Origin of the sequence: Pedobacter rhizosphaerae (assembly GCF_900111155.1) — a bacterium.
GTDB lineage: Bacteria > Bacteroidota > Bacteroidia > Sphingobacteriales > Sphingobacteriaceae > Pedobacter > Pedobacter rhizosphaerae.
On the sequence record NZ_FOGG01000016.1, the window covers coordinates 61,079 to 84,583 of the forward strand.

The 23,505-nt window shown below is 37.8% G+C and carries 21 protein-coding genes; 10 read left to right on the top strand and 11 right to left on the bottom strand.

Features of this window, described 5'->3' with window-relative positions; translation table 11 throughout:
• Positions 1–16 precede the first annotated feature (16 nt).
• The gene (locus BMX11_RS13985) at positions 17–697 is read left to right on the top strand and encodes a DUF4412 domain-containing protein (protein WP_090885398.1); all 681 of its coding nucleotides are present in this window, start codon (positions 17–19) and stop codon (positions 695–697) included.
• A 95-nt stretch (positions 698–792) separates the two neighbouring features.
• Positions 793–2,961: a S9 family peptidase gene (locus BMX11_RS13990; protein ID WP_090885285.1), complete on the top strand. Its 2,169-nt coding sequence runs from the start codon at positions 793–795 to the stop codon at positions 2,959–2,961.
• Between the two features lie 31 nt (positions 2,962–2,992).
• Here BMX11_RS13990 and BMX11_RS13995 read toward each other — a convergent pair whose 3' ends face one another.
• Both BMX11_RS13995 and BMX11_RS14000 read right to left on the bottom strand, forming a co-directional pair.
• The gene (locus BMX11_RS13995; RefSeq protein WP_090885287.1) at positions 2,993–3,703 is read right to left on the bottom strand and encodes a DUF3307 domain-containing protein; all 711 of its coding nucleotides are present in this window, start codon (positions 3,701–3,703) and stop codon (positions 2,993–2,995) included.
• On the bottom strand, positions 3,703–4,308 hold the full coding sequence (locus BMX11_RS14000; protein ID WP_090885289.1) for a hypothetical protein: 606 nt from the start codon (positions 4,306–4,308) through the stop codon (positions 3,703–3,705). The genes BMX11_RS13995 and BMX11_RS14000 overlap by 1 nt, the downstream gene beginning before the upstream one ends.
• Before the next feature lie 182 nt (positions 4,309–4,490).
• On the opposite strand from BMX11_RS14000, the gene BMX11_RS14005 reads away from it, so the two are divergent.
• On the top strand, positions 4,491–5,522 hold the full coding sequence (locus BMX11_RS14005) for a ligase-associated DNA damage response exonuclease (protein WP_090885291.1): 1,032 nt from the start codon (positions 4,491–4,493) through the stop codon (positions 5,520–5,522).
• Positions 5,523–5,525: 3 nt separating this feature from the next.
• Positions 5,526–7,118 (top strand): ATP-dependent DNA ligase, encoded by a 1,593-nt coding sequence (locus BMX11_RS14010; RefSeq protein ID WP_090885293.1) that lies wholly within the window; start codon positions 5,526–5,528, stop codon positions 7,116–7,118.
• On the opposite strand, the gene BMX11_RS14015 is transcribed toward BMX11_RS14010, so the two are convergent.
• On the bottom strand, positions 7,115–7,831 hold the full coding sequence (locus tag BMX11_RS14015; protein ID WP_090885295.1) for an outer membrane beta-barrel protein: 717 nt from the start codon (positions 7,829–7,831) through the stop codon (positions 7,115–7,117). The genes BMX11_RS14010 and BMX11_RS14015 overlap by 4 nt on opposite strands.
• 130 nt (positions 7,832–7,961) lie before the next feature.
• Here BMX11_RS14015 and BMX11_RS14020 point away from each other — a divergent pair, with 130 nt between their 5' ends.
• The gene (locus tag BMX11_RS14020) at positions 7,962–10,439 is read left to right on the top strand and encodes a ligase-associated DNA damage response DEXH box helicase (protein ID WP_090885297.1); all 2,478 of its coding nucleotides are present in this window, start codon (positions 7,962–7,964) and stop codon (positions 10,437–10,439) included.
• Between the two features lie 3 nt (positions 10,440–10,442).
• Positions 10,443–11,081, top strand: coding sequence for a ligase-associated DNA damage response endonuclease PdeM (pdeM, locus tag BMX11_RS14025; protein ID WP_090885299.1), 639 nt, complete (start codon positions 10,443–10,445; stop codon positions 11,079–11,081).
• A gap of 9 nt (positions 11,082–11,090) precedes the next feature.
• Here pdeM and trxA read toward each other — a convergent pair whose 3' ends face one another.
• From trxA to BMX11_RS14050, 5 genes are all read right to left on the bottom strand, one after another.
• Positions 11,091–11,387: a thioredoxin gene (gene trxA, locus BMX11_RS14030; RefSeq protein WP_090885301.1), complete on the bottom strand. Its 297-nt coding sequence runs from the start codon at positions 11,385–11,387 to the stop codon at positions 11,091–11,093.
• A 78-nt stretch (positions 11,388–11,465) separates the two neighbouring features.
• Positions 11,466–12,080 carry a hypothetical protein gene (locus BMX11_RS14035; RefSeq protein ID WP_175474564.1) on the bottom strand — a complete coding sequence of 205 codons (615 nt, stop codon included), beginning with the start codon at positions 12,078–12,080 and terminating at the stop codon, positions 11,466–11,468.
• A gap of 36 nt (positions 12,081–12,116) precedes the next feature.
• A complete protein-coding gene (locus tag BMX11_RS14040) occupies positions 12,117–13,454 on the bottom strand; it encodes a dihydrolipoamide acetyltransferase family protein (protein ID WP_090885303.1) in 1,338 nt (445 codons plus the stop codon).
• Positions 13,455–13,501: 47 nt separating this feature from the next.
• Positions 13,502–14,755 carry a competence/damage-inducible protein A gene (locus tag BMX11_RS14045; protein ID WP_090885305.1) on the bottom strand — a complete coding sequence of 418 codons (1,254 nt, stop codon included), beginning with the start codon at positions 14,753–14,755 and terminating at the stop codon, positions 13,502–13,504.
• Positions 14,756–14,762: 7 nt separating this feature from the next.
• Positions 14,763–17,417: a putative LPS assembly protein LptD gene (locus tag BMX11_RS14050; protein ID WP_090885308.1), complete on the bottom strand. Its 2,655-nt coding sequence runs from the start codon at positions 17,415–17,417 to the stop codon at positions 14,763–14,765.
• Between the two features lie 74 nt (positions 17,418–17,491).
• On the opposite strand from BMX11_RS14050, the gene BMX11_RS14055 reads away from it, so the two are divergent.
• From BMX11_RS14055 to BMX11_RS14070, 4 genes are all read left to right on the top strand, one after another.
• On the top strand, positions 17,492–18,355 hold the full coding sequence (locus BMX11_RS14055; protein WP_090885402.1) for an N-acetylmuramoyl-L-alanine amidase family protein: 864 nt from the start codon (positions 17,492–17,494) through the stop codon (positions 18,353–18,355).
• A gap of 15 nt (positions 18,356–18,370) precedes the next feature.
• Positions 18,371–19,150: an N-acetylmuramoyl-L-alanine amidase family protein gene (locus BMX11_RS14060; protein WP_090885310.1), complete on the top strand. Its 780-nt coding sequence runs from the start codon at positions 18,371–18,373 to the stop codon at positions 19,148–19,150.
• A gap of 160 nt (positions 19,151–19,310) precedes the next feature.
• Positions 19,311–20,264: an MlaD family protein gene (locus BMX11_RS14065; RefSeq protein ID WP_090885312.1), complete on the top strand. Its 954-nt coding sequence runs from the start codon at positions 19,311–19,313 to the stop codon at positions 20,262–20,264.
• 204 nt (positions 20,265–20,468) lie between these two features.
• Entirely contained in the window at positions 20,469–21,071 is a 603-nt protein-coding gene (locus BMX11_RS14070; protein ID WP_175474565.1) for a DUF5034 domain-containing protein, read from the top strand.
• 46 nt (positions 21,072–21,117) lie between these two features.
• Here the strand turns inward: BMX11_RS14070 and BMX11_RS14075 are convergent, their stop codons facing one another.
• The 3 genes from BMX11_RS14075 to BMX11_RS14085 all read right to left on the bottom strand — a co-directional run bounded on the left by BMX11_RS14075 (position 21,118) and on the right by BMX11_RS14085 (position 23,461).
• Complete coding sequence (locus BMX11_RS14075) at positions 21,118–22,023, bottom strand: ribonuclease Z (RefSeq protein WP_090885404.1); 906 nt, start codon at positions 22,021–22,023, stop codon at positions 21,118–21,120.
• Positions 22,024–22,093: 70 nt separating this feature from the next.
• Complete coding sequence (locus BMX11_RS14080) at positions 22,094–22,471, bottom strand: STAS domain-containing protein (protein ID WP_090885316.1); 378 nt, start codon at positions 22,469–22,471, stop codon at positions 22,094–22,096.
• 45 nt (positions 22,472–22,516) lie between these two features.
• The gene (locus BMX11_RS14085; protein ID WP_090885319.1) at positions 22,517–23,461 is read right to left on the bottom strand and encodes a phosphoribosylaminoimidazolesuccinocarboxamide synthase; all 945 of its coding nucleotides are present in this window, start codon (positions 23,459–23,461) and stop codon (positions 22,517–22,519) included.
• Between the last annotated feature and the right edge of the window lie 44 nt (positions 23,462–23,505).

Here is a 23,505-nt window from a genome sequence, read left to right on the forward strand (position 1 = left end):
AACTAAACATCATATCATGTTCAAATCAATCAAAACTAGCTTTATAGCTTTAATTTTAGTAGGCAGTGCTATTATTGCTCATGCCCAAAAGAAACTAACAGAAGGTACTTTAACCTATGGCTTAGAATATAAATTAACAGATGAGCAAAAATCTCAGATGGGCGGTGTAGAACCACCTGCAGAGTTAAAAGTTAAATTCAACAATGGTTTAACCAAAATCGAAATGGAACAAGGTCCTGCCTTAATTGGTATTATTTCAGATAATAATCAAAAAACAGGATTAATCTTAGTGGATGTTCCGGTTGCTCAAAAACAGTATGCCGTAAAACAATCTAAAGAAGATGTAGCAAAAGCGATGGGTGATTTACCTAAATATTCTGACTTTAAAGCTTCTGGCGAAAAACAAACCATTGCAGGTTATAGTGCAGAAAAATACACTTTTAAAGACGATAAAGGTGCTACTTTAGAACTTTGGGCAACTAAAGATTTAGATCTTCCAAATGTTGGCGCACAAAATTATTTCCCTGGTTTAAATGCTTTCCCGGTTAAATATACTTTAACCCAAAGAGGTGTTTTAACTACCACAACTCTAAAAGCTGTTTCTGAAGCTAAAGTAGGTGCTATTTCTATTGCTGTTCCGGCAGGATATGAAGAAACCACCATGCAGGCATTAATGTCGATGAGCGGCGGCGAGTAATTTTATTCTTAACAAATCTTTAAAGGCTTTTTAACTGCTGGCATTTTATTAAATTAGCCAAAAAGTTAAAAGGCTTTTTTTATAACTTATAATTTATGATCAAACACTTACTATTCAGATTATCTTTGGCCTGCATCTTTATATGCGGTTTTTCTAAGGCCAATGCTCAGGGAATCAATTGGACCAAAGATGGTAATGCTTACTACCAAAATTCGGGTGGAGAAATCGTTTCGGTTACTTTACCTAAAAACGAACGTAAAACGGTTATATCTCGTTCATTATTAACGCCAGCTGGTACTGGTAATGCCATTGCAGTAAGAAGTTTTCAGCTTTCAGACGATGGTACCAAAGCGCTTATTTACACGAATAGTAAAAAAGTTTGGCGTTATGATACCCGTGGCGATTACTGGTTGGCAGATTTAACAACAAACAAGCTAACACAGATTGGTAAAGATAAACCTGCATCTTCTTTAATGTTTGCCAAGCTATCGCCAGATGGCAGTAAGGTAGCTTATGTAAGCAAGCATAATTTATATGTTGAAAATGTAGACGGAAGTAACGCAAAAGCTTTAACTACCAACGGTACGGACAGAATGATTAATGGTACGTTTGATTGGGTTTATGAAGAAGAGTTTGATTGCAGAGATGGCTTTAGATGGAGCCCGGATGGAAAATCTATCGCCTACTGGCAGATTGATGCAACTAAAATCAAAAACTTTTTAATGATTAACAATACCGATTCTATTTATCCCTACACCATCCCTGTAGAATACCCTAAAGTAGGAGAAAATCCATCTGCCTGCAAAGTGGGTGTAGTAGATGTGGCCACTGCCCAAACCAAATGGTTAGCCGTACCTGGAGATAACATTCAGCATTATATTCCAAGGATGCAATGGGTTCCAAACAGCAATGAAATTATTTTGCAACAATTGAACAGAGAACAAAATGAAAGCAAAATATTTATTTGCGATGCCAATTCCGGTTCAGCTAAAGCAATTTACACTGAAAAAGCTAAAGCCTGGATCGATGCACAGAATGATTGGAAATGGTTAAATGACAATAAAGAATTTACGATTTTATCAGATAAAGATGGTTGGAGCCACCTCTACAGAATCAGTTTAGATGGAAAAAAAGAAACATTGGTTACTAAAGGCAACTATGATGTAATAGAGGTAAAGTTAATTGATGTAAAAAATAATGTGGTCTATTTCCTGGCTTCGCCAACCAACGCCACGCAGAAATATCTATTCAAAACCAAATTAGATGGAAAGGGAAAACTAGAACAGGTTACTCCTTCTATTTTACCTGGCACTCATAATTACGACATCTCTCCAAATGCAGCTTTTGCTATACACAACTATAACAGTTCGGTAGTAAGGCCGGTAACAGAATGGATGAACTTTACCACAGGGAATCCGTTAAGCATGGATGGAAGCATTACAAGTCAACTGGCCAAACAAGAGGCGCCAAAAAACAAGGTTGAATTCTTCAAGGTAACTACCGAAGATGGTATTGAACTGGATGGATGGATGAAAAAGCCCGATAATTTTAATCCAAATAAGAAATATCCTGTAGTGTTTTATGTTTATGGAGAACCAGCCTCTCCTACCGCGACTGATGTTTACAGTGCCGGAAAGAATTTTTTATATGCTGGCGATATGGCTAAAGATGGGTATATCTATATTTCTATGGATAACAGAGGGGCACCAGTACCTAAGGGTAGTGCCTGGCGTAAAGGCATTTATAAGAATATTGGTATATTAAACGTTCGCGACCAGGCAATGGCCGCTAAAAAATTATTGGCTACAAATGCATTTATGGATAAAGACCGTGTTGCAGTTTGGGGATGGAGCGGAGGTGGTTCTTCTACCTTAAATCTCTTATTTCAGTATCCTGAAATCTATAAAACGGGAATTGCTATTGCTGCGGTTGGAAATCAGTTAACTTACGATAACATCTACCAGGAGCGCTACATGGGTACACCATTCCCAAGTAATGAAGCTTATGTAAAAGGATCGCCAATTACTTACGCTAAAAATTTAAAAGGAAATTTACTTTATATCCATGGCACTGGTGACGATAACGTACATTATCAAAATGCAGAAATGCTGATTAATGAGTTAGTTAAAAACAAGAAGGTTTTCCAGTTAATGAGTTACCCGAACAGAACGCACAGTATTTCTGAAGGAGAAGGGACCAGTGAGCATTTAGCCTTAACTTTTACCAAGTTCTTGAGAGATAATTGTCCTCCGGGAGCAAAATAAATATTACAGAGCAGCTTTAGGGCTGCTTTTTTTATGCAATTAAATATTGAGTAAACATCGCGGCCGCAATGGCTATTCCAAAGCTTAATAGCGTGCCAATAAGTACATATTCTGTGAGTTTGATATCATTGGCCTTCGTTAGATCCCCAAAGCGGAAAATTGATTTCGCTCCCAGGAGAAACCCCACAGCTTCAAAATGATTAGTGAGTATGAACAGAAAAATAAGTGCGCGTTCTAGTATTCCAATATATTTCCCAGCATTTTGAAGCGATTGTGGTGTTTGCGATTGATTAGGAGGAAGCCATTTGGCAATGATTACACGCATAATGATGGATGTAGGCATGGTTAGAAAAACCAGTCCTGAAATGATAATCCAGGTATTGATCTCATTAATATAACTGATGTTAATTTTTCCCTTGTAAGCAAAATGCCAAACCACTACAATGCTGCAGAAGTGAAGAATCTGATCTATAAAAAACAAAATTCTTGCATTCTTCCTATTTTGAAACAGGATTTTCAGTGCGTCGATAAGGAGATGTAGCCCTCCTATTGACAGTGCAACTTTCCAAATGGAGAGATCAAAAAAGATTAAGAAAATTAAAACCACATGGATTCCAACATGGAGATATAATTTCCAGGATTTTAACTTCTTTTGCTCTTTGTCCTTTACCCATGAATTGGGTTGCAGGAAAAAATCTCCTATTAAATGTGCAAGAATAAGTTTAACAAGGTAGATATCCATTATACTGACAATAGTTGGTTTAATTTTTTACGAAATAATTTATCCATTTCCATAATCTCCGAAAAATGAGCACGTTTTAGTGCCTCACTTACAGAAGATTGTGTTCTTCCTGAAATAACCGCTAACTCACTTTGCAGTATATTTTCATGTTCCAGTGCATGTTTAACCATTTCAGCGGCTACTATTCCCCAACTATCCATGGCAATTAGCGATAGTTTAAGTAAAACATTAATTTCCTCATCAAATTGAGGAAAATCAGTTTTGATTGATAGATTTACCTTGCTCTGCTTCAACCTGTCAAATGCAATACCTGAGTTCACAAAAACATCCCCACTGGCTTCGGTAAGTTTCGCTCTCTTAGTCTTTATATTGCCTAAACCCACCCCCATTCGCACATCGGCTGCTTTATTGGTTCTGATGCAGGCTTTTAAATATATGGCGCTTTTAAGGGCCTCCTCTGCCTTTACCTCTAATTGAAAGCTATCACCTCGGTATATCTCCCATTTATGTCCTCCCACTTTTTTTAAAGCAGTTTTTAGGCCCTCAAGCCATGTCTCTTTCAGCTTCCTTGAACCTACAATATCTCCTGTAATGATGCAAACCATAATACAATATCGAATTAATAAAGCTAACTTCCAAATAATATCGGCTATTTAGCCGATATTTCAAATTATCGGTTAATTGCACGATATTAAAAAATATCGGCTTTTTAGCCGATAAAAACCATTATCGGGTAATCACCCGATAACGCACTAAAACTTATGTCCTTATTTCTTGTTTAATAAGCATGTCGTTAATTGAATTCACCAAAAGGGGTATTTATTGTAAACAAGGAGATTTCTATATTGATCCCTGGTGGCCTGTTGATTATGCTGTAACTACCCATGGCCACAGCGATCATGTGCGGTTTGGAAACAAGCACTATCTCTGTCAAACCTTAACCAAGCCTATTATTAAGCGTAGAATAAGTGAAGATCTCTCTGTAGATACGCTTGATTATGGCAAGCACATCAAAAGGAACGGCGTAGATATTTCATTTTTTCCTGCCGGGCATATTATAGGCTCTGCCCAGGTTCGTTTAGAATATAAGGGAGAAGTTTGCGTGGTTTCGGGCGACTATAAAATTGAGGCCGATGGCATTTCCGATCCATTCGAACCGGTTAAATGCCATAGTTTTGTTTCGGAGAGTACCTTTGGGTTGCCCGTTTATAAATGGCAAAAACAAGATGTTGTTTTTAATGGAATTAAGAATTGGGTTAACGACAACATCAAACAACAAAAAACAAGTGTGCTTATTGCTTATAGCTTAGGAAAAGCACAACGCTTAATTAAGAACCTGGCAGGCAGCGCTCCCATCTACGTTCACAATAGTATTGCCAACTTAAATGAAGTCATTATCAATGCAGGCGTAAACCTACCAGAAACGATAAGAATTACCCCTGCCCACACCAAAGATGAATTACAACAAGGAATTTTAATTGTTCCTCCTGCCATGAGAGACAGCAAATGGATTAAAAGCTTAAATCATCCGGTTACCGGAATCTGCTCGGGCTGGATGCAGGTGCGGGCACACCGGCGCTGGCAAAGCGCAGATGCCGGCTTTGCCTTAAGTGATCATGCCGATTGGCCTGGTCTCCTTGAAGCGATAAGCGCTACGGGTGCCGAAAAAGTATATGTTACTCATGGTTTTACTGCCGCCTTTAGCAGGTATTTAAACGACAACGGATTATCATCTGTAGAGGTTACAACCAAATTTGGACAGGAAGATGATGAAGAAAATAAAGCAGATCTTGCTGAGGCGCAAATCAATAAATCATAAATTATGAAGCGCTTCGCCCAACTCATCCAACAGCTTGAATTAAGCAACAAAACCAACGACAAAATAGCCGCCCTGGTGAACTATTTCAATACCGCTGACGATCAGGATAAGGTTTGGGTTATTGCCTTGTTTACAGGAAAGAAGCCTAAAAGGCCCATCAAGTCTGCCCTGCTTAAATATTGGGCTATAGAAATTACAGCAACTCCAGAATGGCTATTTACAGAAAGCTATCATAATGTAGGAGACTTAAGCGAAACAATTGCCTTGCTGCTCCCTCCTGCAGAACATAGAATAGATCTTCAGCTTCATACCTGGATTGAAAACCTGCAAGAGCTTGAAGGCCAAACAGACGAAGCTAAGAAGGAGTTTATTTTAAACGCCTGGAATAGTCTGGAGACGCAGGAAAGGTTCATTTTTAACAAATTAATTTCAGGAAACTTTAGAATAGGTGTTTCCAATAAAATGCTCGTAAACGCTTTGGCTAAGCAGCGTGATTTGGAAAGCACCCAAATTATGCACAGCATTATGGGTAAATGGAATCCTTATGAGATTACCTTTACGGAGCTGGTGAATGGTGCCCATGTTAATACCGATAACTCCTGGCCTTATCCGTTTTGCCTGGCTTATGCACTCGAAAACGAGCCTGAAAAACTGGGAGATATTAAAGATTGGCAAGCAGAATGGAAATGGGATGGTATACGAGGGCAAATTGTTAAGCGTAATGGCGAATTATTTATTTGGTCGAGAGGTGAAGAATTGGTAACGGAACAGTTTCCTGAATTACATTTTCTGATTGATGATTTGCCTGATGGTACTGTTTTAGATGGAGAAATATTAGCAGTTAAAAATAAGCAGGTATTATCATTTAGCACCCTACAACAACGGCTAAATAGAAAGGTGATTAGTAAGAAGCAACTGGATGATGCACCGATAGGATTTTTCACCTACGATTTATTAGAGTTTGATGCTCAGGATTTAAGAACACAGCCCTTAAAAGACAGACGTCAAAAACTAGCAAAACTCATTAATAGCTTAGCAGAATCCTCAGTTATGCTATCTCCGGTTATAGATTGTTCTTCCTGGGAGAAATTAGCCGAATTAAGACAAGATTCAAGGTCTATAAACAGCGAGGGTATTATGCTCAAAAAGCTAGATTCTCAGTACCATAGTGGACGTAAACGTGGCGACTGGTGGAAATGGAAAATTAATCCTTATACTGTTGATGCAGTAATGATTTATGCTCAGAAAGGGAGCGGCAGGCGTGCCAATTTCTTTACCGATTATACTTTTGCCGTTCGTGATGGAGAAAATCTGGTAACCATTGCAAAGGCATATTCCGGATTAACAGATAAAGAAATTAAGGCTGTAAATTCATTCGTTAATAAAAATGCAATTGAAAAATTCGGGCCGGTACGTACCGTTAAACCCGAATTAGTTTTTGAAATTGCCTTTGAAGGAATTGCAGAAAGTAAACGTCATAAAGCTGGCTTAGCACTGCGCTTTCCCCGTATTCTTCGCTGGCGAACAGATAAAAAGGCAAGTGAGATTAATACGCTGGAAGATTTAAGGCAATTACTTCAGTCTACACTAGATTAAAAACTTACTCCCAGCCCTATTCCCAAATCAATTACACTGATATTTTGCTTCAGTTTTGTGGATGTTTGAATGGTGTTGTTGGTGGCAAGTGTATATTCAAATTTGGGGTTAGCTCCCGTATAATCGGCATTAAACTTTAAACTGATATTGCTTCCTAAATTATAATTTAAACTGAGGCCTAAGAAATACGCTGCAGAAGTTGATGACATAGGTTCTTGCTTACCACTGAAATTACCAAACCCTGAAATAGACATATTAATTGTTGTGGCTGGCGATTTACTTTTCTGAATTCCAATGGCAGCCCTGGTCTCTAAAAGCAGGCTCTTCTTACTATTCAAAGGTAAACTTTGCTGTATTCCGGCCATAATAGCACCCGTTTTCCAGGTAGTTGTACTAACAGAAAGGCTTGCAGCAGACCCGTCTGGAGTAGCATATCCCTTCAAAAAAGCATCTGTATCCACGCCGTAAATACCTCCCCTTAAAAGCACTAACATGCTTATGCTTTCCGTAAATTTGTATCCGTAGCTGATATTCACAAATCCACCCATTTTGGCTAGACCAGAATCTTCATCAGATAAATCTTTGCTTCCAAAATCACCAATCGGTAAACTTGGTCCTACGGCAATACTGATGTAAGATCGTTTTCCGGGAGTTTGGGCAGTCGATTGAAAATAAATAAAAAGACTTAGTAAAAAAAGAAGCGCTTTTTTCATGATTTGAGTTTGTTAATTAATAGATTAGTTTATTGACCGCTAAAATAGAAAGTCCTAACCATTACTCAGCGAAATTTTAAAAAAACATTTAGTCAACACAAAACACCATTCTTAGCTGTTTTTAAAAACAATGGACCAAACTAAAACGCCCGGATATCGAAAAATTAAACAATGGCTAAAGGCTAATGGGCGCAGGCCATTTAAATTTCAGGAAGATGCCTGGCAATATTACCTCAACGGCTATAGCGGTTTGGTTAATGCGCCAACGGGTTTTGGAAAAACATTCTCTCTATTTTTAGCTGTTGCCATAGAAGCCTTAAACGAATCGGCAAGCAGTAATGCTAAAAACAAAGATAGACTTCAGCTGATCTGGATTACTCCCCTCCGCTCTTTAGCCAAGGATATCGCCAGGGCAATGAGAGAAACTTTACTCGAAATTGGCCTCGATTGGCAGGTTGGTGTTCGCAATGGAGATACTTCACAGGCGGAAAAATTACAGCAAAAGAAGTCGATGCCCGAGATCTTATTAATAACTCCCGAAAGTCTTCACCTTCTGCTCGCTCAAAAAGGTACATCAACTATTTTCAAAAAACTAAAATGCATTGTGGCCGATGAGTGGCACGAGCTCTTGGGCAGTAAAAGAGGTGTTTTGGTTGAATTGGCCGTTTCCAGAATAAAAGGTATTCAAGGTGGTGCTAATAACCGGCTACTAAGGGTTTGGGGTATATCTGCTACTATTGGCAATATAGAGGAAGCTTTAGAAGTTTTAGAACCCAATGATCAGGTGAAACGAATTATCGTAAGAGCCGATCTGGAGAAGAAAATTAAAATAAAATCTATCTTGCCAGATGACGATGAAACTTTGCCATGGGCTGGTCACCTCGGATTAAAACTGGCCTATAAGTTACTTCCCATCATTAAAAAGAGTAAAACTACCTTAATATTTATCAATACCAGGGGACAATCAGAGATCTGGTACCAGCACTTACTCAATATAGAACCTGATTTGGCCGGACAAATTGCCATTCACCACGGTTCTGTGGATTTTGAATTGAGAAATTGGATTGAGGATGCTTTACATACCGGACAATTAAAAGCGGTTATTGCCACTTCTTCCCTCGATTTGGGGGTAGATTTCAAACCAGTAGATACCGTTGTTCAAGTAGGCTCTCCTAAGGGTGTAGCTCGTTTTCTACAAAGAGCCGGGCGCTCCGGGCACTCTCCTCACGAAGTTTCTAAGATCTACTTCTTGCCAACTCATGCCTTAGAATTAGTAGAAGCTGCTGCCATAAAAGAAGCCGCAAGAAATAATGACATCGAAAGTCGCGAACCCTATATAATGGTTTTCGATACTTTAATTCAGTACCTGGTTACGTTGGCCATAGGAGATGGGTTTGATGATAAAATTATCTACGAAGAAATAAAAAACACCTATGCCTTTAAGCTTATTCTTCCTGAAGAATGGAACTGGGTAATGCAATTCATCACCTCAGGTGGCGATAGTTTAAGTGCCTACAATGAGTTTAAGAAAGTGGTTAAAGATGAGGATGGCCTCTGGAAAGTAAAGAGCAGGCAATTGGCTATGCGCCACAGGCTTCATATCGGTACAATTGTGAGCGATGCCATGCTCAAAGTGAAGTTTATATCTGGTGGATATGTGGGAATGATAGAAGAATACTTTGTAACCAGGCTTAAAGCTGGAGATAATTTCAGATTGGCAGGACGTGTATTGGAATTCATCCAAGTGAAAGATATGACAGTAATGGTGAGAAATAGCAAACAAAAGAATGCAATTTCACCCAGTTGGAATGGCGGACGCTTGCCCCTATCTTCAAACTTAGGTGCAGTTCTCCGAAAGAAATACAATGAGGCGCTGGACAAAACTCATCTTGATGAAGAATTGGATGCTATATATCCACTTTTTTTACTACAGGAACAGCGTTCGCACGTACCCCGAAACGATGAGCTTTTAATAGAATTGATTAACAATAAAGAGGGTTACCATTTTTTTGCCTATCCTTTTGAAGGCAGGCTGGTTCACGAGGTTTTGGCTGCATTAGTGGCCTATCGGTTAAGCAAGTTATTGCCAATCAGTTTTTCAATTGCCATGAACGATTACGGTTTTGAACTGCTCAGTGAAACCGAAATCCCTATGGATGAATCAATTGCATACGAAGTTTTCTCCCCTAAAAATTTAACGGAGGACATTACATCAAGCATTAATGCCACAGAAATGGCCAGAAGGAAATTCAGGGATATTGCCTGTATATCCGGGCTTGTTTTTCAAGGTTATCCGGGAAAATATGTAGCAAATAAACATCTCCAGTCATCGGCAGGTTTGTTTTTTAATGTTTTTAGTGATTATGATAAACATAATTTACTTTTACGTCAGGCTTACGATGAAGTGTTTTATCAGCAATTAGAGGAGCCCAGATTGGCAGCGGCACTAGAACGCATTCAAAACGGAGCCATAATTATTACGCAACCGAAGAGTTTTACACCGCTATCTTTCCCGATTAAAGTAGATAGTTTAAGAGAAAATATGAGTTCTGAAGAGTTGGAGCAAAGAATTGCAAGAATGAAAGCGGAATCTGAAAAAATTAAGTAAAGTATGACGATTACCAGTCAGGGTGAAGAATTGATTTTAGATAAAGAACGTGCCTTATACCTGCCCAAACATCAGTTATTAGCCATTAGCGATTTACATCTGGGAAAATCGGCACACTTTCGCCAGGCTGGTTTACAGGTTCCTGCAACCATTGGACTTAGCGATTTACACCGTTTGAGTTTGCTGATTGAGAAATACAATCCTAAAACATTACTGATTAACGGTGATATGTTTCATCACGGTCTTAATACTGACATTCAGATTTTCGCCAAATGGCGGGCACAATATGATCAGGTCAGATTCCTGCTGGTGAAAGGAAATCACGATAAACTTACCAATGCAGATTACGAATCGATGCAGATTGAAATACATGAGCCCAGCTTTTGTTTGGGTCCTTTCTGCTTCATACACGATGCTCCTAAAAATGTAAAAGAAGAGTTGTATCCCATTAGTGGGCACATTCATCCCGGAGTGGCTATTGTGGGCAAGGCTAAACAGCGGTTAAAGTTTCCGTGTTTCTATTTTGGCAAAGACTACGCTGTTTTACCTGCGTTCAGCCTGTTTACAGGACTTTATAACATTTATCCTAAAGTAAACGAAAGAATATTTGCGGTTACGCCTAAAAATGTACTTGAGGTTTAGTCTGTGAGCTTAAATATTTGCCTCAATTAATTGCTTTAACTGAGCGGCCTGAATCACACCACTTTGACGCCAAAGCTGTTTCCCGCCTTTGAATAGTATTAAGGTTGGAACACCCTGGATATTTAATGAGCTTGCTGCCTGAGGATTTTTATCAATATCAATTTTAATGATGGAAGCCTTATCACCAACCTGTTGTTTCACTTGTTCTAAAATTGGTGCCATCATTTTACACGGACCGCACCATTCAGCAAAGAAATCAACCAATACTGGTTTATCTCCATTTATTAAATCTGAAAACTTAGCCATAATTCTATTTCTAATGGAAACAATAAGTACAGGATTTTAGTTTTAAAGACAATTGATAATCCGAATCACAAGTCTGGATTATGCAGTAACCGATAATTCATCCTTTAAGGATCCCACCCACTGCTCAAAAAGATTCTTTTCCATACTTACAACTTTGGCTGCATGCCCTTCCCAATTTGGAGCAAATTCTACAAGTTGATTAATCATCTCTTCCAGGTGACCCTCCTCTTCTAAAATGATCGATTTCACATTTACCTTACTTTTGGCTTCATCTAAAACAGCCTGGTATACCGGATAAAGTTCATCTGCACGCACCTCTATGGCGTATGTAACAAATAAATATGCGCCAAACTTTAAATCATAACCAGAGAGATTAAAAGCCGCTTTTAAATATCTGCATACAGCGATATCCAATGCATGGAGATAATATTTGGTATGGTTTGGAGATAAAAGCTCCGAATTAGTGTAGGTTTTGCAAAGCGATTCGTCGATTTTAGAAATCTGTTTCTTAAGGTAATAAGCATGTCGGTGTTCTTCTGCGGCATGCTTTAGAATAATGAGGTTTACCTGCTCCTTATGTTCAGAGGCTGAGATTTTCTTCGCACCTGCATTTTCCATATAGGAAAGTGTATTCAACCATTTGGCATGTAACACCTTATCAGAAACTATAGCCCTTAAAATTGAATCCAACATCTTTTATCGACAGTTATTTTACCTTGTAAAGCTAAGCTAAATCTCTCTGTTTAAGTCCCAGTTTTCTAAATAATCTGCTACCCTGCGAACAAACATTCCTCCTAAAGATCCATCCACAACACGGTGATCGTATGATAGGGAAAGAAACATCATATGTCGGATAGCGATTACATCGCCGTGTTCGGTTTCTAAAACTGCTGGTTTTTTCTTAATGGCACCTACAGCTAAAATAGCAACCTGCGGCTGGTTTATAATGGGTGTACCCATTACGTTTCCAAATGAACCTACATTGGTTAAGGTGAAAGTTCCACCCTGAGTTTCATCCGGTTTAAGTTTAGAGTTTCTTGATCTCGAAGCTAAATCGTTTACAGCTTTAGTTAGGCCTACCAAGTTTAACTGATCGGCATTTTTAATCACCGGAACGATGAGGTTGCCACTTGGTAAAGCTGCCGCCATGCCAATATTAATATCGCGTTTTTTGATAATCTGAGTGCCGTTTACCGAAACGTTAACCATCGGAAAATCTTTGATGGCTTTGGCTACAGCTTCTATAAACATCGGGGTGAAAGTGATTTTTTCATTTTCACGTTTTTCAAAGCTATTTTTAACCTTATTGCGCCACAATACCAAATTGGTTACATCTGCTTCAACAAAGGAAGTTACATGCGGAGAAGTGCTTTTACTCATCACCATATGATCGGCAATCAGTTTACGCATCCTGTCCATTTCTATAATTTCGTCGCCGCCGCTTACACTGGTAGTTGCCGGTTTATTGGGCGCTTGAACTGTTGTAGGTGTATTAACTGCCGGAGCCTCTGCTACAGGAGCTGGCTTAGGCTGTTCTGATGTACTTTTTTGTCCGCCATTTTTATTGGCAAGGTAATTCAGTAAATCGTCTTTATTCAAACGGCCATCTGCACCAGATCCTTTAATAGAATCTAACTCAGTTAAGGAAATATTTTCTTGTGCTGCTATGCTTTTAACCAGCGGAGAATAGAAACGATCTGAGCTGCTAAAATCAGTTGTAGGAGCAGGTTTATCTTGTAATTGGTCTATACCAGGAATAGCTTCAGCTTTTTCATTTACAACAGGAGCTTCAGCACTTGTTTCCGGGGTTTTTGATCCAACTTCAGCAGCTGTTTCAATAATGGCAATTACATCTCCTACTTGTGCTACTTCATCTTCTTTAAATAGCTGCTTGATTAGTTTACCTGCCACAGGGGATGGAACTTCAGAATCAACCTTATCGGTTGCGATTTCTAAAATGGTGTCATCCAAATCTATGGAATCACCAATTTGTTTAACCCATTTAATAACTGTTGCTTCTGCAACACTTTCACCCATTTTTGGTAACAATAATTCGTATTGAGCCATATTAAATTCCAGTATTTTATATTGGTATTGCGCCAAAAATACGGTTTTTATTCTTTAAGGTAGTCTTCTTTAAGTAGATTTAATAACATTGTTAAGGCCGAAATTGCCGCTCGCTCAATGTTCTGAATTCGTTTGTTACTGAAATTAAACACTTTAGCTATAGTTTTGCTTTGATTGGAAACTGCAATCCACACAGTTCCTACAGGCTTGTCTTCGGTTCCACCATCTGGTCCGGCGACCCCTGTTACGGCAATAGCATAATCTGTTTTGAAATGCTCAACAGCACCTTCAGCCATTTCAATAACGGTTTGCTCACTAACTGCTCCATAACCAGCCAATGTTTCTTCCCTTACACCTAAAATAGATTCTTTAAGTTCATTTGCATAACTAACAGCACCTCCCCAATAAACCGATGAACTACCAGGATGTTGCGTAATCAGATGAGCAATGTAGCCACCAGTACAACTTTCTGCAGTAGATAAGGTTAAACCTTTCTCTTTCATGATATTCAGAATGGCTTTTTCCAGTGGGATATCATCATCCACTACAACAAATTGTTTTATTCTCTCGATAATATTTTTAGCGAATAATTCTACTTCAGCGCGAAGGGTATCTTCCTCTTTCCCTTTTGCAGACAGACGTAATCTCACTTGCCCTAACTTAGGTAAATAGGCTAGCTTAATGTTTTCTGGCAAATCGTTTTCAATATCCTCGATCTCCTTAGCCAGGAAAGATTCGCCTATACCGGCAGTTAAAATAGTTTTATGTACAATTACAGGTAGCTTAAACTGAGCCTTAATTTTTGGCAAAATTTGCTCATCCATTAAGTACATCATTTCAAATGGAACACCTGGCATAGAAACGAAGATCTTATTGTCCTTGTTAAACCACATGCATGGGGCGGTACCATTTTTGTTCAATATAACTTCACAGCCATCGGGTACCTCAGCCTGCTTAATATTAATATCCAGCAAAGGCCGCTTAAATTTCTTAAAAATCTCTGTCACAATGGCTAAAGTTCCTTCGTCGATACGAAAGCCCATACCGAAGTATTTAGCAAGCGTTATTTTGGTAATATCATCTTTTGTCGGTCCTAAACCTCCGGTAATCAAAATAATATCTGCCCTTTTTTCTGCCTGTGCCAGCGCATCTAAAATATGTTCCTGATCATCAGAAACAGAGGTAATCTGCTTTACAGAAACACCAATCAAATTCAGTTGCCTGGCCATCCAGGCAGAGTTGGTATCTACAATCTGACCGATTAAGATTTCATCGCCAATGGTGATAATTTCAGCTAACATGTGTTTATTAATAAGTGGTATAGAAACCTTGTCTCTTGCTCAATTTTAAATCCTGTAAAATTGAAGCTTTAACTTTAATGGTAAGCGAATAACTCTTGTAGGCACCATATGGAACCCAGTTTACACTCATATCCCAGCAATGTAAATCGCGGTAAATGGCTATATTCATTGGAGTTAAACCATTATTTTGAAAATCATATCCCGAATTGAAAGTAACTTTCCACTTTGGTGTAAGGTTCATATCGCCATTGAAAGTTAAAGTATTGGAAGTAGTACCTACGCCCAGGTTATTGGAATATTGGAAACTATAAGCGAAAGAAAAGTTCCAGGGAATATTGAAATCAACAAATGCATTAGGATCTCTGCTAATTGCGGCCAATTGAGCAGATTGCATTTCACTCAATCCATTTTTACCCGCTGCATCATTGATCTTATCATTTGCTTCGTTCTTGCGTTTCAATGCTTCCGGATTCAAGCTATAATCAAAAGAAAATCCAAAATTTGTCAATCTGGGTAAAAATTTTCCAGATTGAAAAAAGTATCTGTCTACGCGGGTAAGTACCCCTTCCTCATTTGTTTCAAGTACGTAGGGATCAAAGCTTCCATTATAATTTATCCCTAGCTTATCTGTGAATTGAGACCTTCCACTAAAACTTATTGGTGATAGTTTGTAGGATGGTGCAACAAAGTTATATGAACCATTGAAACTTAAACCCTGAATAATTGGAATTTTCCGCTCCCCGGTGCCCGTAGTATCTTTATCAGACTTTACCTTTAACTCCACGGTGTTATCTAAACCAAAACCAATTGCCGCCTGTTTCGTAGAAAATGAGCCGGGAGCCGCCATCCCATCAAAAATAGAATAGGTTACAGGTAGGTTGGTAGAGGGATCGTTAAATGATTGTCCGTTTTGGTTAAGCGCTGTTTCATATGGCCCCTTTCCTGGTTGTGTAAAATCAGGTGAATACGTAAATGACATGGTTGGTGTCATCACATGGCGCATCGCCTTAATTTTACCTAAATTTTTAAATTCTTTCTTCCCATATATTTTGGTTGAAAGACTGGTGGATAAATTATAACTACCAGCACGTTTGAAACCTGCTATAGTATCAATTCTGGCGGTGTAAGTGTCATCTTCAAACTGAGTGAACCTTTTACGAACAGTTTGAAAATTCCAGTAATCATTATAGGTACCACCCAAGCTAAAGTTTAAATATTTAAGTGCCGTAAAAGACATATTTACAGGAATAGTATGCGTAAAACCTGTTCTCAGCCGCTTCAAGCCGTTATTATCGAATAGCAAACTGTCTTTTGTTTCAATACTGTTTGAACCATTCATTCCATATCCAACCGTAATTTTTTGATACCATTTTTGTTCTCCTACCCGATTCTTCGAATCAAAAGGATTGAAAGTTGGAACGTTAAAAGTTAATTCGGGTAGTCTTAAACTGATATCTCTTGTACCTAATGACTGGTTGGATGAGGTGGTTAATGAATAGTTTATACCATTGTCATATGTTCTCGAGTAACTTACACTACTGGATGTGGTATTGGTAGCAATGGTGTTTTGGTCATAGGTGGTACCCGCTGCCGTACTTCTGTAGTAGTTATTTCGACCAGACGACACCAGGTTAACACTGGCACTAAATGTTGTTCCAGGTTTCGCATTCGCATTTTGTGAATGGCTCCAGGTAATGTTAAAACTCTTTGTTGGATTGGCAAAAGCATCAGTACCTTCTAAACCATCCTTAAAACTGGCATATCTTAAGTTGATATTACCATTATATTTATAGCGCTTGGTGTAATTACTCAACACACTGGTTTCAAAAGAGCCGTTGGTGTAAATAGAGCCCATGAGCTTTGCATCCCAATAATCACTCAATCCCAGGTAATATCCCCCATTTTGAAGGAAAAACCCCCGTGTGGCATCTTCTCCGGGTGTAGGTAAAATTACCCCCGACGTTCGTTTATTTGGTTTCGGAAAGAATGCAAATGGTAAGCCTAAAAATGTAGGCACATCTTCAATAATCATATAAACAGGGCCTGTAATGATCTGCTTTTCGGTTACTACCCCTTTAGAAATCATGAGTCCAAAGTGTGGATGTGGCAAATTACAGGTACTATACATCACATTCTTGATGTGAAGCTCATCATCTATCTGCTTCTTACTCTGCCCACCTGAGAAAAAACCACCCTCCTGTTCAGAAAAGACACCAAAAACCTTTGCCCTTGTGGTCTCCGAATTGTAATAAATAGAATCCGCTATCGCTGTTCCGTCAGTTCCCGATTTAAATATCGGTCTGCCAGAATATCGACCAGTTTTAGGGTCTTTTAACCCACTCGCAAAGATGGTATTACTTTTCTTGTCATATTTAATGTAGCTCGCATCCAGTTCAAAATCGCCGTAAATAACACGTGCATTTCCATATAAATAAACAATATTCTTATCAGCGCTCATCTTAACTGAGTCGTCGGCTTTATACTCAACTTTTTGATCTAAACTGCTGTTATTCTTGCCTTCTTTTTTGGTTGTATCCTTTTTAGAAGTATCTTGTTTGATGATCTGCTGCAATGAAATAGCGGGAAATGCGTTAGCTTTACTAACAACAAGTGTTAATAAAATGACAGAAATTAGTAAAATAGAGCTCTTAAGAAGTTTCAAATTCGTGTTTGAATGTTATTTTTGCAAAGATGTTTAATCAAAAACGTTCAAAATTAGTGAAAAATATACCATTGATGTACCTTAAAACCATTTTAACATTTTTTATTTGTTTAGCGCTCTTCAATTCTATTGATAATCAGGCTTTTGCACAGGAATACAAAATTAAAACAATTGTGATCGACGCAGGCCATGGTGGCAAAGACGGTGCTACTCACGGCCTTTATTCTAAGGAAAAAGATGTGGCCCTTAAAACTGCACTCAACTTAGGAAAAGCGCTCAAAGACAGTCTTCCTGATTTGAAAATTATCTTTACCAGAGAAACCGACGTTTTTATTCCGTTATACGAACGTATCAATATCGCAAACAATGCCAAGGCTGATTTGTTTATCTCTATTCACTTAAACGATATGCCGGTGCGTGTTTCAAAAGTTGTAGACTATTACAAAAAAGTTAGAGGTAGAAAAGTTCCTGTTTATAGAACGGTAACCTCAAAAAGTACGTCTACTAGAGGTACTGAAACCTTTGTATCCGGTACTGGCCGTTTAGGTGAGCAAGATGAAGTAATTAAAAGGGAGAATGCCTCGATGTTTTTAGAGGATAACTACCAAAAGAATTACGAAGGCTTTATTGCCAACACACCAGAAAATGATATCATGCTTTCCCTAATGAAGCAAACCAACAGAGATAGAAGCTTAAAATTTGCATCTTTCATGCAACAGGAGTATGTAAATGCCGGAAGGATCAATCGTGGAGTTCAGGAAAAAAGCTTAGCCGTTCTGGCTAGAGCAGCAATGCCTGCAGTTTTAACTGAAATAGGCTTTGTAAGTAATCCGGAAGAAGAAGATTATATGAACTCTCCAGAGGGACAAACTGAAATTGTTAATGGTATTATTAAAGCAATCAAAAATTATAAACGTCTTGTAGAAACGTCATTTTAAACATCCCCAATATTGATGAAGCTCAAACTTCTTTTAATTTTCTTTCTTTCTATTTTACTACTCTCTACAGAAAAATCTACTGCGCAGGGTTACCGAATTAAAACCATTGTGATTGACCCTGGTCATGGCGGTAGAAAACCAGGTGCTTCAGGAAGTATATCTAAAGAAAAGGATATTGCACTTAAGGTAAGCTTAAAACTAGGTGCAAAAATAAAGGAGGAAATGCCTGATATCAAAGTGATCTATACCCGAACCAAAGATGTGGATGTAGATTTATATCGCAGGGCTGAAATTGCGAATGAAGCAAATGCCGATCTCTTCATTAGTATCCATTGTAACTCTATGCCTCCGGGTAACAAGCATATTAAAGGAGCAGAAACACTTGTGGCTGGTTCGCACCGCTTAAAAGAGCAAGATGCCGCCATTAGAGAGAATGCAGATATAAAGCTGGAAAAGAACTATAAGAGCAAGTACGACGGATATGACCCAAACAATCCGAGTACTTTTATTCTTTTATCATTATTAAAAAACACCTTTAGAGATAAAAGCATTAAATTTGCCAAACTTATCCAAACGAGTTACATCAATAGAGACGAAAGATTAAGTCGTGGGGTTAAGGAACAAGGTGTGTTGGTTTTACAGCGATGTGGAATGCCTGCAGTTTTAACAGAGGTTGGTTTTATCTCCAATAAGGAAGAAGAGAGATATATTAATTCTGACAAAGGTCAAAACGAAATTGCAAGTTCCATTTTAGCGGCCATTAAAACATACAGGAAAAATATAGAAGTTAGATAATTGGCATTATAAATGATGGTTGATTTAACTTTACTGAATTATTAAACATAAATACCAAACAAAATGGCGATGAAAACATTTATATGTAAATCGTCTTAAAAAAATTGCGCTCAGGCAGGTTAATCATTTTGCAACTTGCGGCCATTAAATAGAAACACTCATGAAGATTAAGAACGAAACCAAAGTAGGTATTTTAGCTGCATTTGCAATTGCTTTATTAATAATTGGATATAACTTTTTAAAAGGTAATTCCATTTTTTCAAGTGAAACCAGCTTATTTGCGAGATACACTAGGGTTGATGGATTAACAGTATCTAAACCTGTATTGATTAATGGTTACCAAATTGGCCGTGTAGCCAAATTACAATTAGAGCCCGGGGGAACTATTTTAGCAACCCTTAGCATCAACAGCAAATATGAAATACCTAAAAATAGTATTGCCCGCTTAGAAGGAACAGATTTATTGGGTAGCAAGGCGATTGTAATGGAGCTGGGCAATTCAAAAGAAATGGCCGAAGAAGGCTTTACTTTAAATGCCAACGTAGAAAAAGGCCTGATGGAACAGGTTCAGCCTGTTCAAAAGAAAGCTGAATTAATCATCAGTAAAATGGACTCTATTTTAAGTAGTGTAAATTCTATCTTAAATCCGAACTTCCAAAAGAATGTGGATAAGAGCTTCAATAGTATTGCCGGAACTTTAGCTTCTTTAGAAACAACTTCTAAAAAAGTGGATAATCTTGTGGGTTCTGAAAGTGAAAGAATTGCTGCTATTTTCAAAAATGTAGAAGGAATTACTGCTAACTTAAACAACAACAACCAGAAGATAAGTGCTATATTAACCAATATCAATACCGTGACTGATAAATTTGCAGCAGCTAACTTCAAGCAAACTATTGATAATGCTAACACTGCTATTGCGGATTTACAAACGGTGATCTCAGGAATTAAAGACGGTAAAGGAAGTTTAGGTCTTTTACTAAACGACACTAAGATGTACGATAACTTAAATAGTGCTTCTAAAAATTTAGATGCGTTAATGATCGATTTAAAAGCTAATCCTAAACGCTACGTTCACTTCTCAGTTTTTGGTGGTGGAAATAAAAAAGATAAGTAATTAATTTCTTTATAAAAATGATAGCCTTGGGATCTTGATCTCAAGGCTTTTTTTTTTCTCGTAGACTCTGGCCGATTCTTAAGCGCTTCTGACATAATTTGGAATAATCTTATTTTATAGCCTGCTTCTCTGAAAATTTGCATACTTCTCCTCATAGGCAGCGAATTTTTTATTATGTTTGAAATAAACAATTTACGTTTCTCCATGATTAAAAAAGTATTTCTTGTTTTAGGTTTAGCCTTGATGTCACAGCTTATAGTTGCCTGTGTAGATTGTAATTGCCCCGATTCTCAAACCTTCTACTTCACCAACAAGGGGCTTGCTCTTAAAAATATAGATACTGCTTTGCCTGCCCCCATGTTTTCAAGTGCTGGTACTATTAACAGTGCAAATTATGGCATTCAGATTCAAATGTTAAATGAGAAAATTACTGCGATAAGAAAACCTGTAAAATGGGGACTTATGCAGGCAGCTTATGCGTGTAGCTGCGAAGGGAATTATTTTATGTCCAAAGAGAACATCTCTGCAATCAGGGTATTTTCTAATAATGATTTTGATTCCAGTCACCCAAAAGGAACTGATCTTAGTGTTTATTTTAAAGTTAAACAATACAAGGGAATGACCACCTTAGCTGACTACGTTAAGATTTTAAATGACGCAAACTATATCTATGATGAATACTTCTTTGAGAGTATCTATTTACAAACAGCCCCAGTGAGTAGTAAAAAGCATAAGTTTAAGATTGTATTCGCATTATCAGATGGTAGAACTTTAGAGGCCGAAACAACCGAAATCGAACTAATATAAACTACACATTAACAGCCTTTTGCTGCAACCTTACAAACATCATTAATTACAATGGGAAGGTTTTTCCTTCCAGGGCCAATTCTGTATTTTCAAAAACAGATTGCGCTTCTTCTAAAAGCATCTGCAAGGTCTTGTACCGGGAAGAAAAGTGCCCAATAAGCAATTTCTTGGCGTTGTTAATTTTAGCTACCTCTGCTGCTTGTAATGCGGTAGTATGATGAGTTTCCTTTGCCCGATCAAGCAACTCATGCAAAAAAGTAGCTTCATGATACAGCGTATCACAATCTTTAATACTTTCAAAATAACGCTCATCGTATAGCGTATCTGAACAGTAAGCATAACATCTTGGTGGTTCTGCCGGGGTGGTGTAGTCTTCACTCAAAAGCATTTCACCGCCCGGAGTTTCAATATCCATTCCCTTTTTTAGGGCCGTGTAATAAGCCATCGGAATTAAATCTGCTTTCTCTTTGATCAACTTTCGCTGTCTTTGTTTTTGCTTAAAAATAAAACCTGTTGTAGGTATTCTATGATTTAAAACTATCGTTTCTACAGTTAACTCCGAATTCTCGAAAATCTGAGCAGGTTGAGTGGGATCAATGGCGAAAAACTCAATTGGATATCTCAATACAGTATCTGAATATTTAAACTGAACTTCTAATATTTCCAATAGTGCTTCAGGACCAAATATCTGAATAGGTTTAATGCGGCCATTTAAATGCAGGCTAGATAACAATCCTATTAAACCGAAATAATGATCTCCATGTAAATGGCTGATGAATATATAATCAATACGAGCTGCTTTCAGATTGTATTTAATGAGCTGTTGTTGGGTACCTTCCCCACAATCAATTAAATAATACTTCTCATTACAATTCAATAGTTGTGCCGTTGGATTTCTATTAAATACAGGTGTTGCCGAGCTGCTTCCTAAAATTGTAACTTCAAATCTCATTGAGTAATATATAAAAAGCCTCGTAGATAAATAAACTACGAGGCTTAAATTTAAGTTATTTAAACGTGAGTTATTTTTCGCCTCTAAATTCTTTTTCCAATTCATCCATAAAGATGAAATCAGTTGCTTCTTCTAGTGTATTTACAAACGTTACAGATTGAAATATGTTTGAAAGTTCGATGATTTCAGCAATTTCATCGTTAATTCCGGTCACAATAAATAAACCACCTGCAGCTTTACACAATCTATCTCCTACCAATAAACAGCTTAAATCTTGTGCATCTTTACATTCTTTAACATGACTAAGATCTACTATAATATTTTTAAACCCTTCGGCATTCAATAAATATAATTCAGATTTTACCCCAGGCGCATTATCGTTAGTAAACTCAGCCTCCTTTAACTTAAGGGTTACGTATTTGTCGTGTTTATCTACTGAAAATTTCATCTCTCTCTATCTTTAAGTTTACTAATGTATAAAATTTCTTTCGAATTAAAGTGTTTCGATAGCCTTTAGTACATTGCTTTCAATACGTGCAGAAATTGCGTCTGCATCTGCTTTTATAAATTTTTCGCCAACAATCTGCTCATAAAGCTCAATATATCTGTCAGAAATAGAGTTAACAATTTCCGCAGTCATTTGAGGAACTTGTTGCCCATCTTTTCCCTGGAAACCATTTTCAATTAGCCATTTTCTAACAAATTCTTTCGAAAGCTGTTTTTGTGGTTCATTATTATCCTGGCGTTCCTGGTATCCCTCAGCATAAAAATATCTCGAAGAATCTGGTGTGTGGATTTCATCAATTAAATAAATTACCCCATCAGCAGAGCCAAATTCATACTTCGTATCAACTAAAATTAATCCGCTTTTAGCTGCAATTTCGGTTCCTCTCTGATACAGTGCATAAGTATATTGCTCTAACTTTTCATAATCGGTTAAAGAAACAATGCCTTTCGCTAAAATATCTTCTCTGGAGATGTCTTCATCATGACCTACAGCAGCTTTAGTTGTTGGGGTAATAATTGGCTGAGGAAGCTTATCGTTTTCTTTAAGTCCATCAGGTAAGGCAACGCCGCAAACAGAACGTTTACCAGCACTATACTCTCTCCAGGCATGACCTGCAAGATAACCTCTAATAACCATCTCCACTTTAAAAGGCTCGCAAATACGACCTATAGTTACCATTGGATCTGGAACATTTAATACCCAGTTAGGAACAATATCTTGTGTTGCAGATAAAAACTTGGCTGCAATCTGGTTCAACACTTGTCCTTTAAAAGGAATGGCTTCTGGTAAAACAACATCAAATGCGGAGATGCGATCTGACACGATCATCACCATATACTGATTTGCTATGGTGTAAACATCGCGTACCTTTCCTTTATAAAAACTGCTTTGGTTTGGAAAATTAAAATGGGTTTCTTTTAGTGCTTTCATGAGGCCATAAAAATACAACTTTAAAACAAAAAACCCGATAAAAA

Coding starts and splice junctions, on each gene's coding strand:
- BMX11_RS13985 (WP_090885398.1), top strand. CDS start 17: ATGTTCAAATCAATCAAAACTAGCTTTATAGCTTTAATTTTAGTAGGC.
- BMX11_RS13990 (WP_090885285.1), top strand. CDS start 793: ATGATCAAACACTTACTATTCAGATTATCTTTGGCCTGCATCTTTATA.
- BMX11_RS13995 (WP_090885287.1), bottom strand. CDS start 3,703: ATGGATATCTACCTTGTTAAACTTATTCTTGCACATTTAATAGGAGAT.
- BMX11_RS14000 (WP_090885289.1), bottom strand. CDS start 4,308: ATGGTTTGCATCATTACAGGAGATATTGTAGGTTCAAGGAAGCTGAAA.
- BMX11_RS14005 (WP_090885291.1), top strand. CDS start 4,491: ATGTCGTTAATTGAATTCACCAAAAGGGGTATTTATTGTAAACAAGGA.
- BMX11_RS14010 (WP_090885293.1), top strand. CDS start 5,526: ATGAAGCGCTTCGCCCAACTCATCCAACAGCTTGAATTAAGCAACAAA.
- BMX11_RS14015 (WP_090885295.1), bottom strand. CDS start 7,831: ATGAAAAAAGCGCTTCTTTTTTTACTAAGTCTTTTTATTTATTTTCAA.
- BMX11_RS14020 (WP_090885297.1), top strand. CDS start 7,962: ATGGACCAAACTAAAACGCCCGGATATCGAAAAATTAAACAATGGCTA.
- pdeM (WP_090885299.1), top strand. CDS start 10,443: ATGACGATTACCAGTCAGGGTGAAGAATTGATTTTAGATAAAGAACGT.
- trxA (WP_090885301.1), bottom strand. CDS start 11,387: ATGGCTAAGTTTTCAGATTTAATAAATGGAGATAAACCAGTATTGGTT.
- BMX11_RS14035 (WP_175474564.1), bottom strand. CDS start 12,080: ATGTTGGATTCAATTTTAAGGGCTATAGTTTCTGATAAGGTGTTACAT.
- BMX11_RS14040 (WP_090885303.1), bottom strand. CDS start 13,454: ATGGCTCAATACGAATTATTGTTACCAAAAATGGGTGAAAGTGTTGCA.
- BMX11_RS14045 (WP_090885305.1), bottom strand. CDS start 14,755: ATGTTAGCTGAAATTATCACCATTGGCGATGAAATCTTAATCGGTCAG.
- BMX11_RS14055 (WP_090885402.1), top strand. CDS start 17,492: ATGTACCTTAAAACCATTTTAACATTTTTTATTTGTTTAGCGCTCTTC.
- BMX11_RS14060 (WP_090885310.1), top strand. CDS start 18,371: ATGAAGCTCAAACTTCTTTTAATTTTCTTTCTTTCTATTTTACTACTC.
- BMX11_RS14065 (WP_090885312.1), top strand. CDS start 19,311: ATGAAGATTAAGAACGAAACCAAAGTAGGTATTTTAGCTGCATTTGCA.
- BMX11_RS14070 (WP_175474565.1), top strand. CDS start 20,469: ATGATTAAAAAAGTATTTCTTGTTTTAGGTTTAGCCTTGATGTCACAG.
- BMX11_RS14075 (WP_090885404.1), bottom strand. CDS start 22,023: ATGAGATTTGAAGTTACAATTTTAGGAAGCAGCTCGGCAACACCTGTA.
- BMX11_RS14080 (WP_090885316.1), bottom strand. CDS start 22,471: ATGAAATTTTCAGTAGATAAACACGACAAATACGTAACCCTTAAGTTA.
- BMX11_RS14085 (WP_090885319.1), bottom strand. CDS start 23,461: ATGAAAGCACTAAAAGAAACCCATTTTAATTTTCCAAACCAAAGCAGT.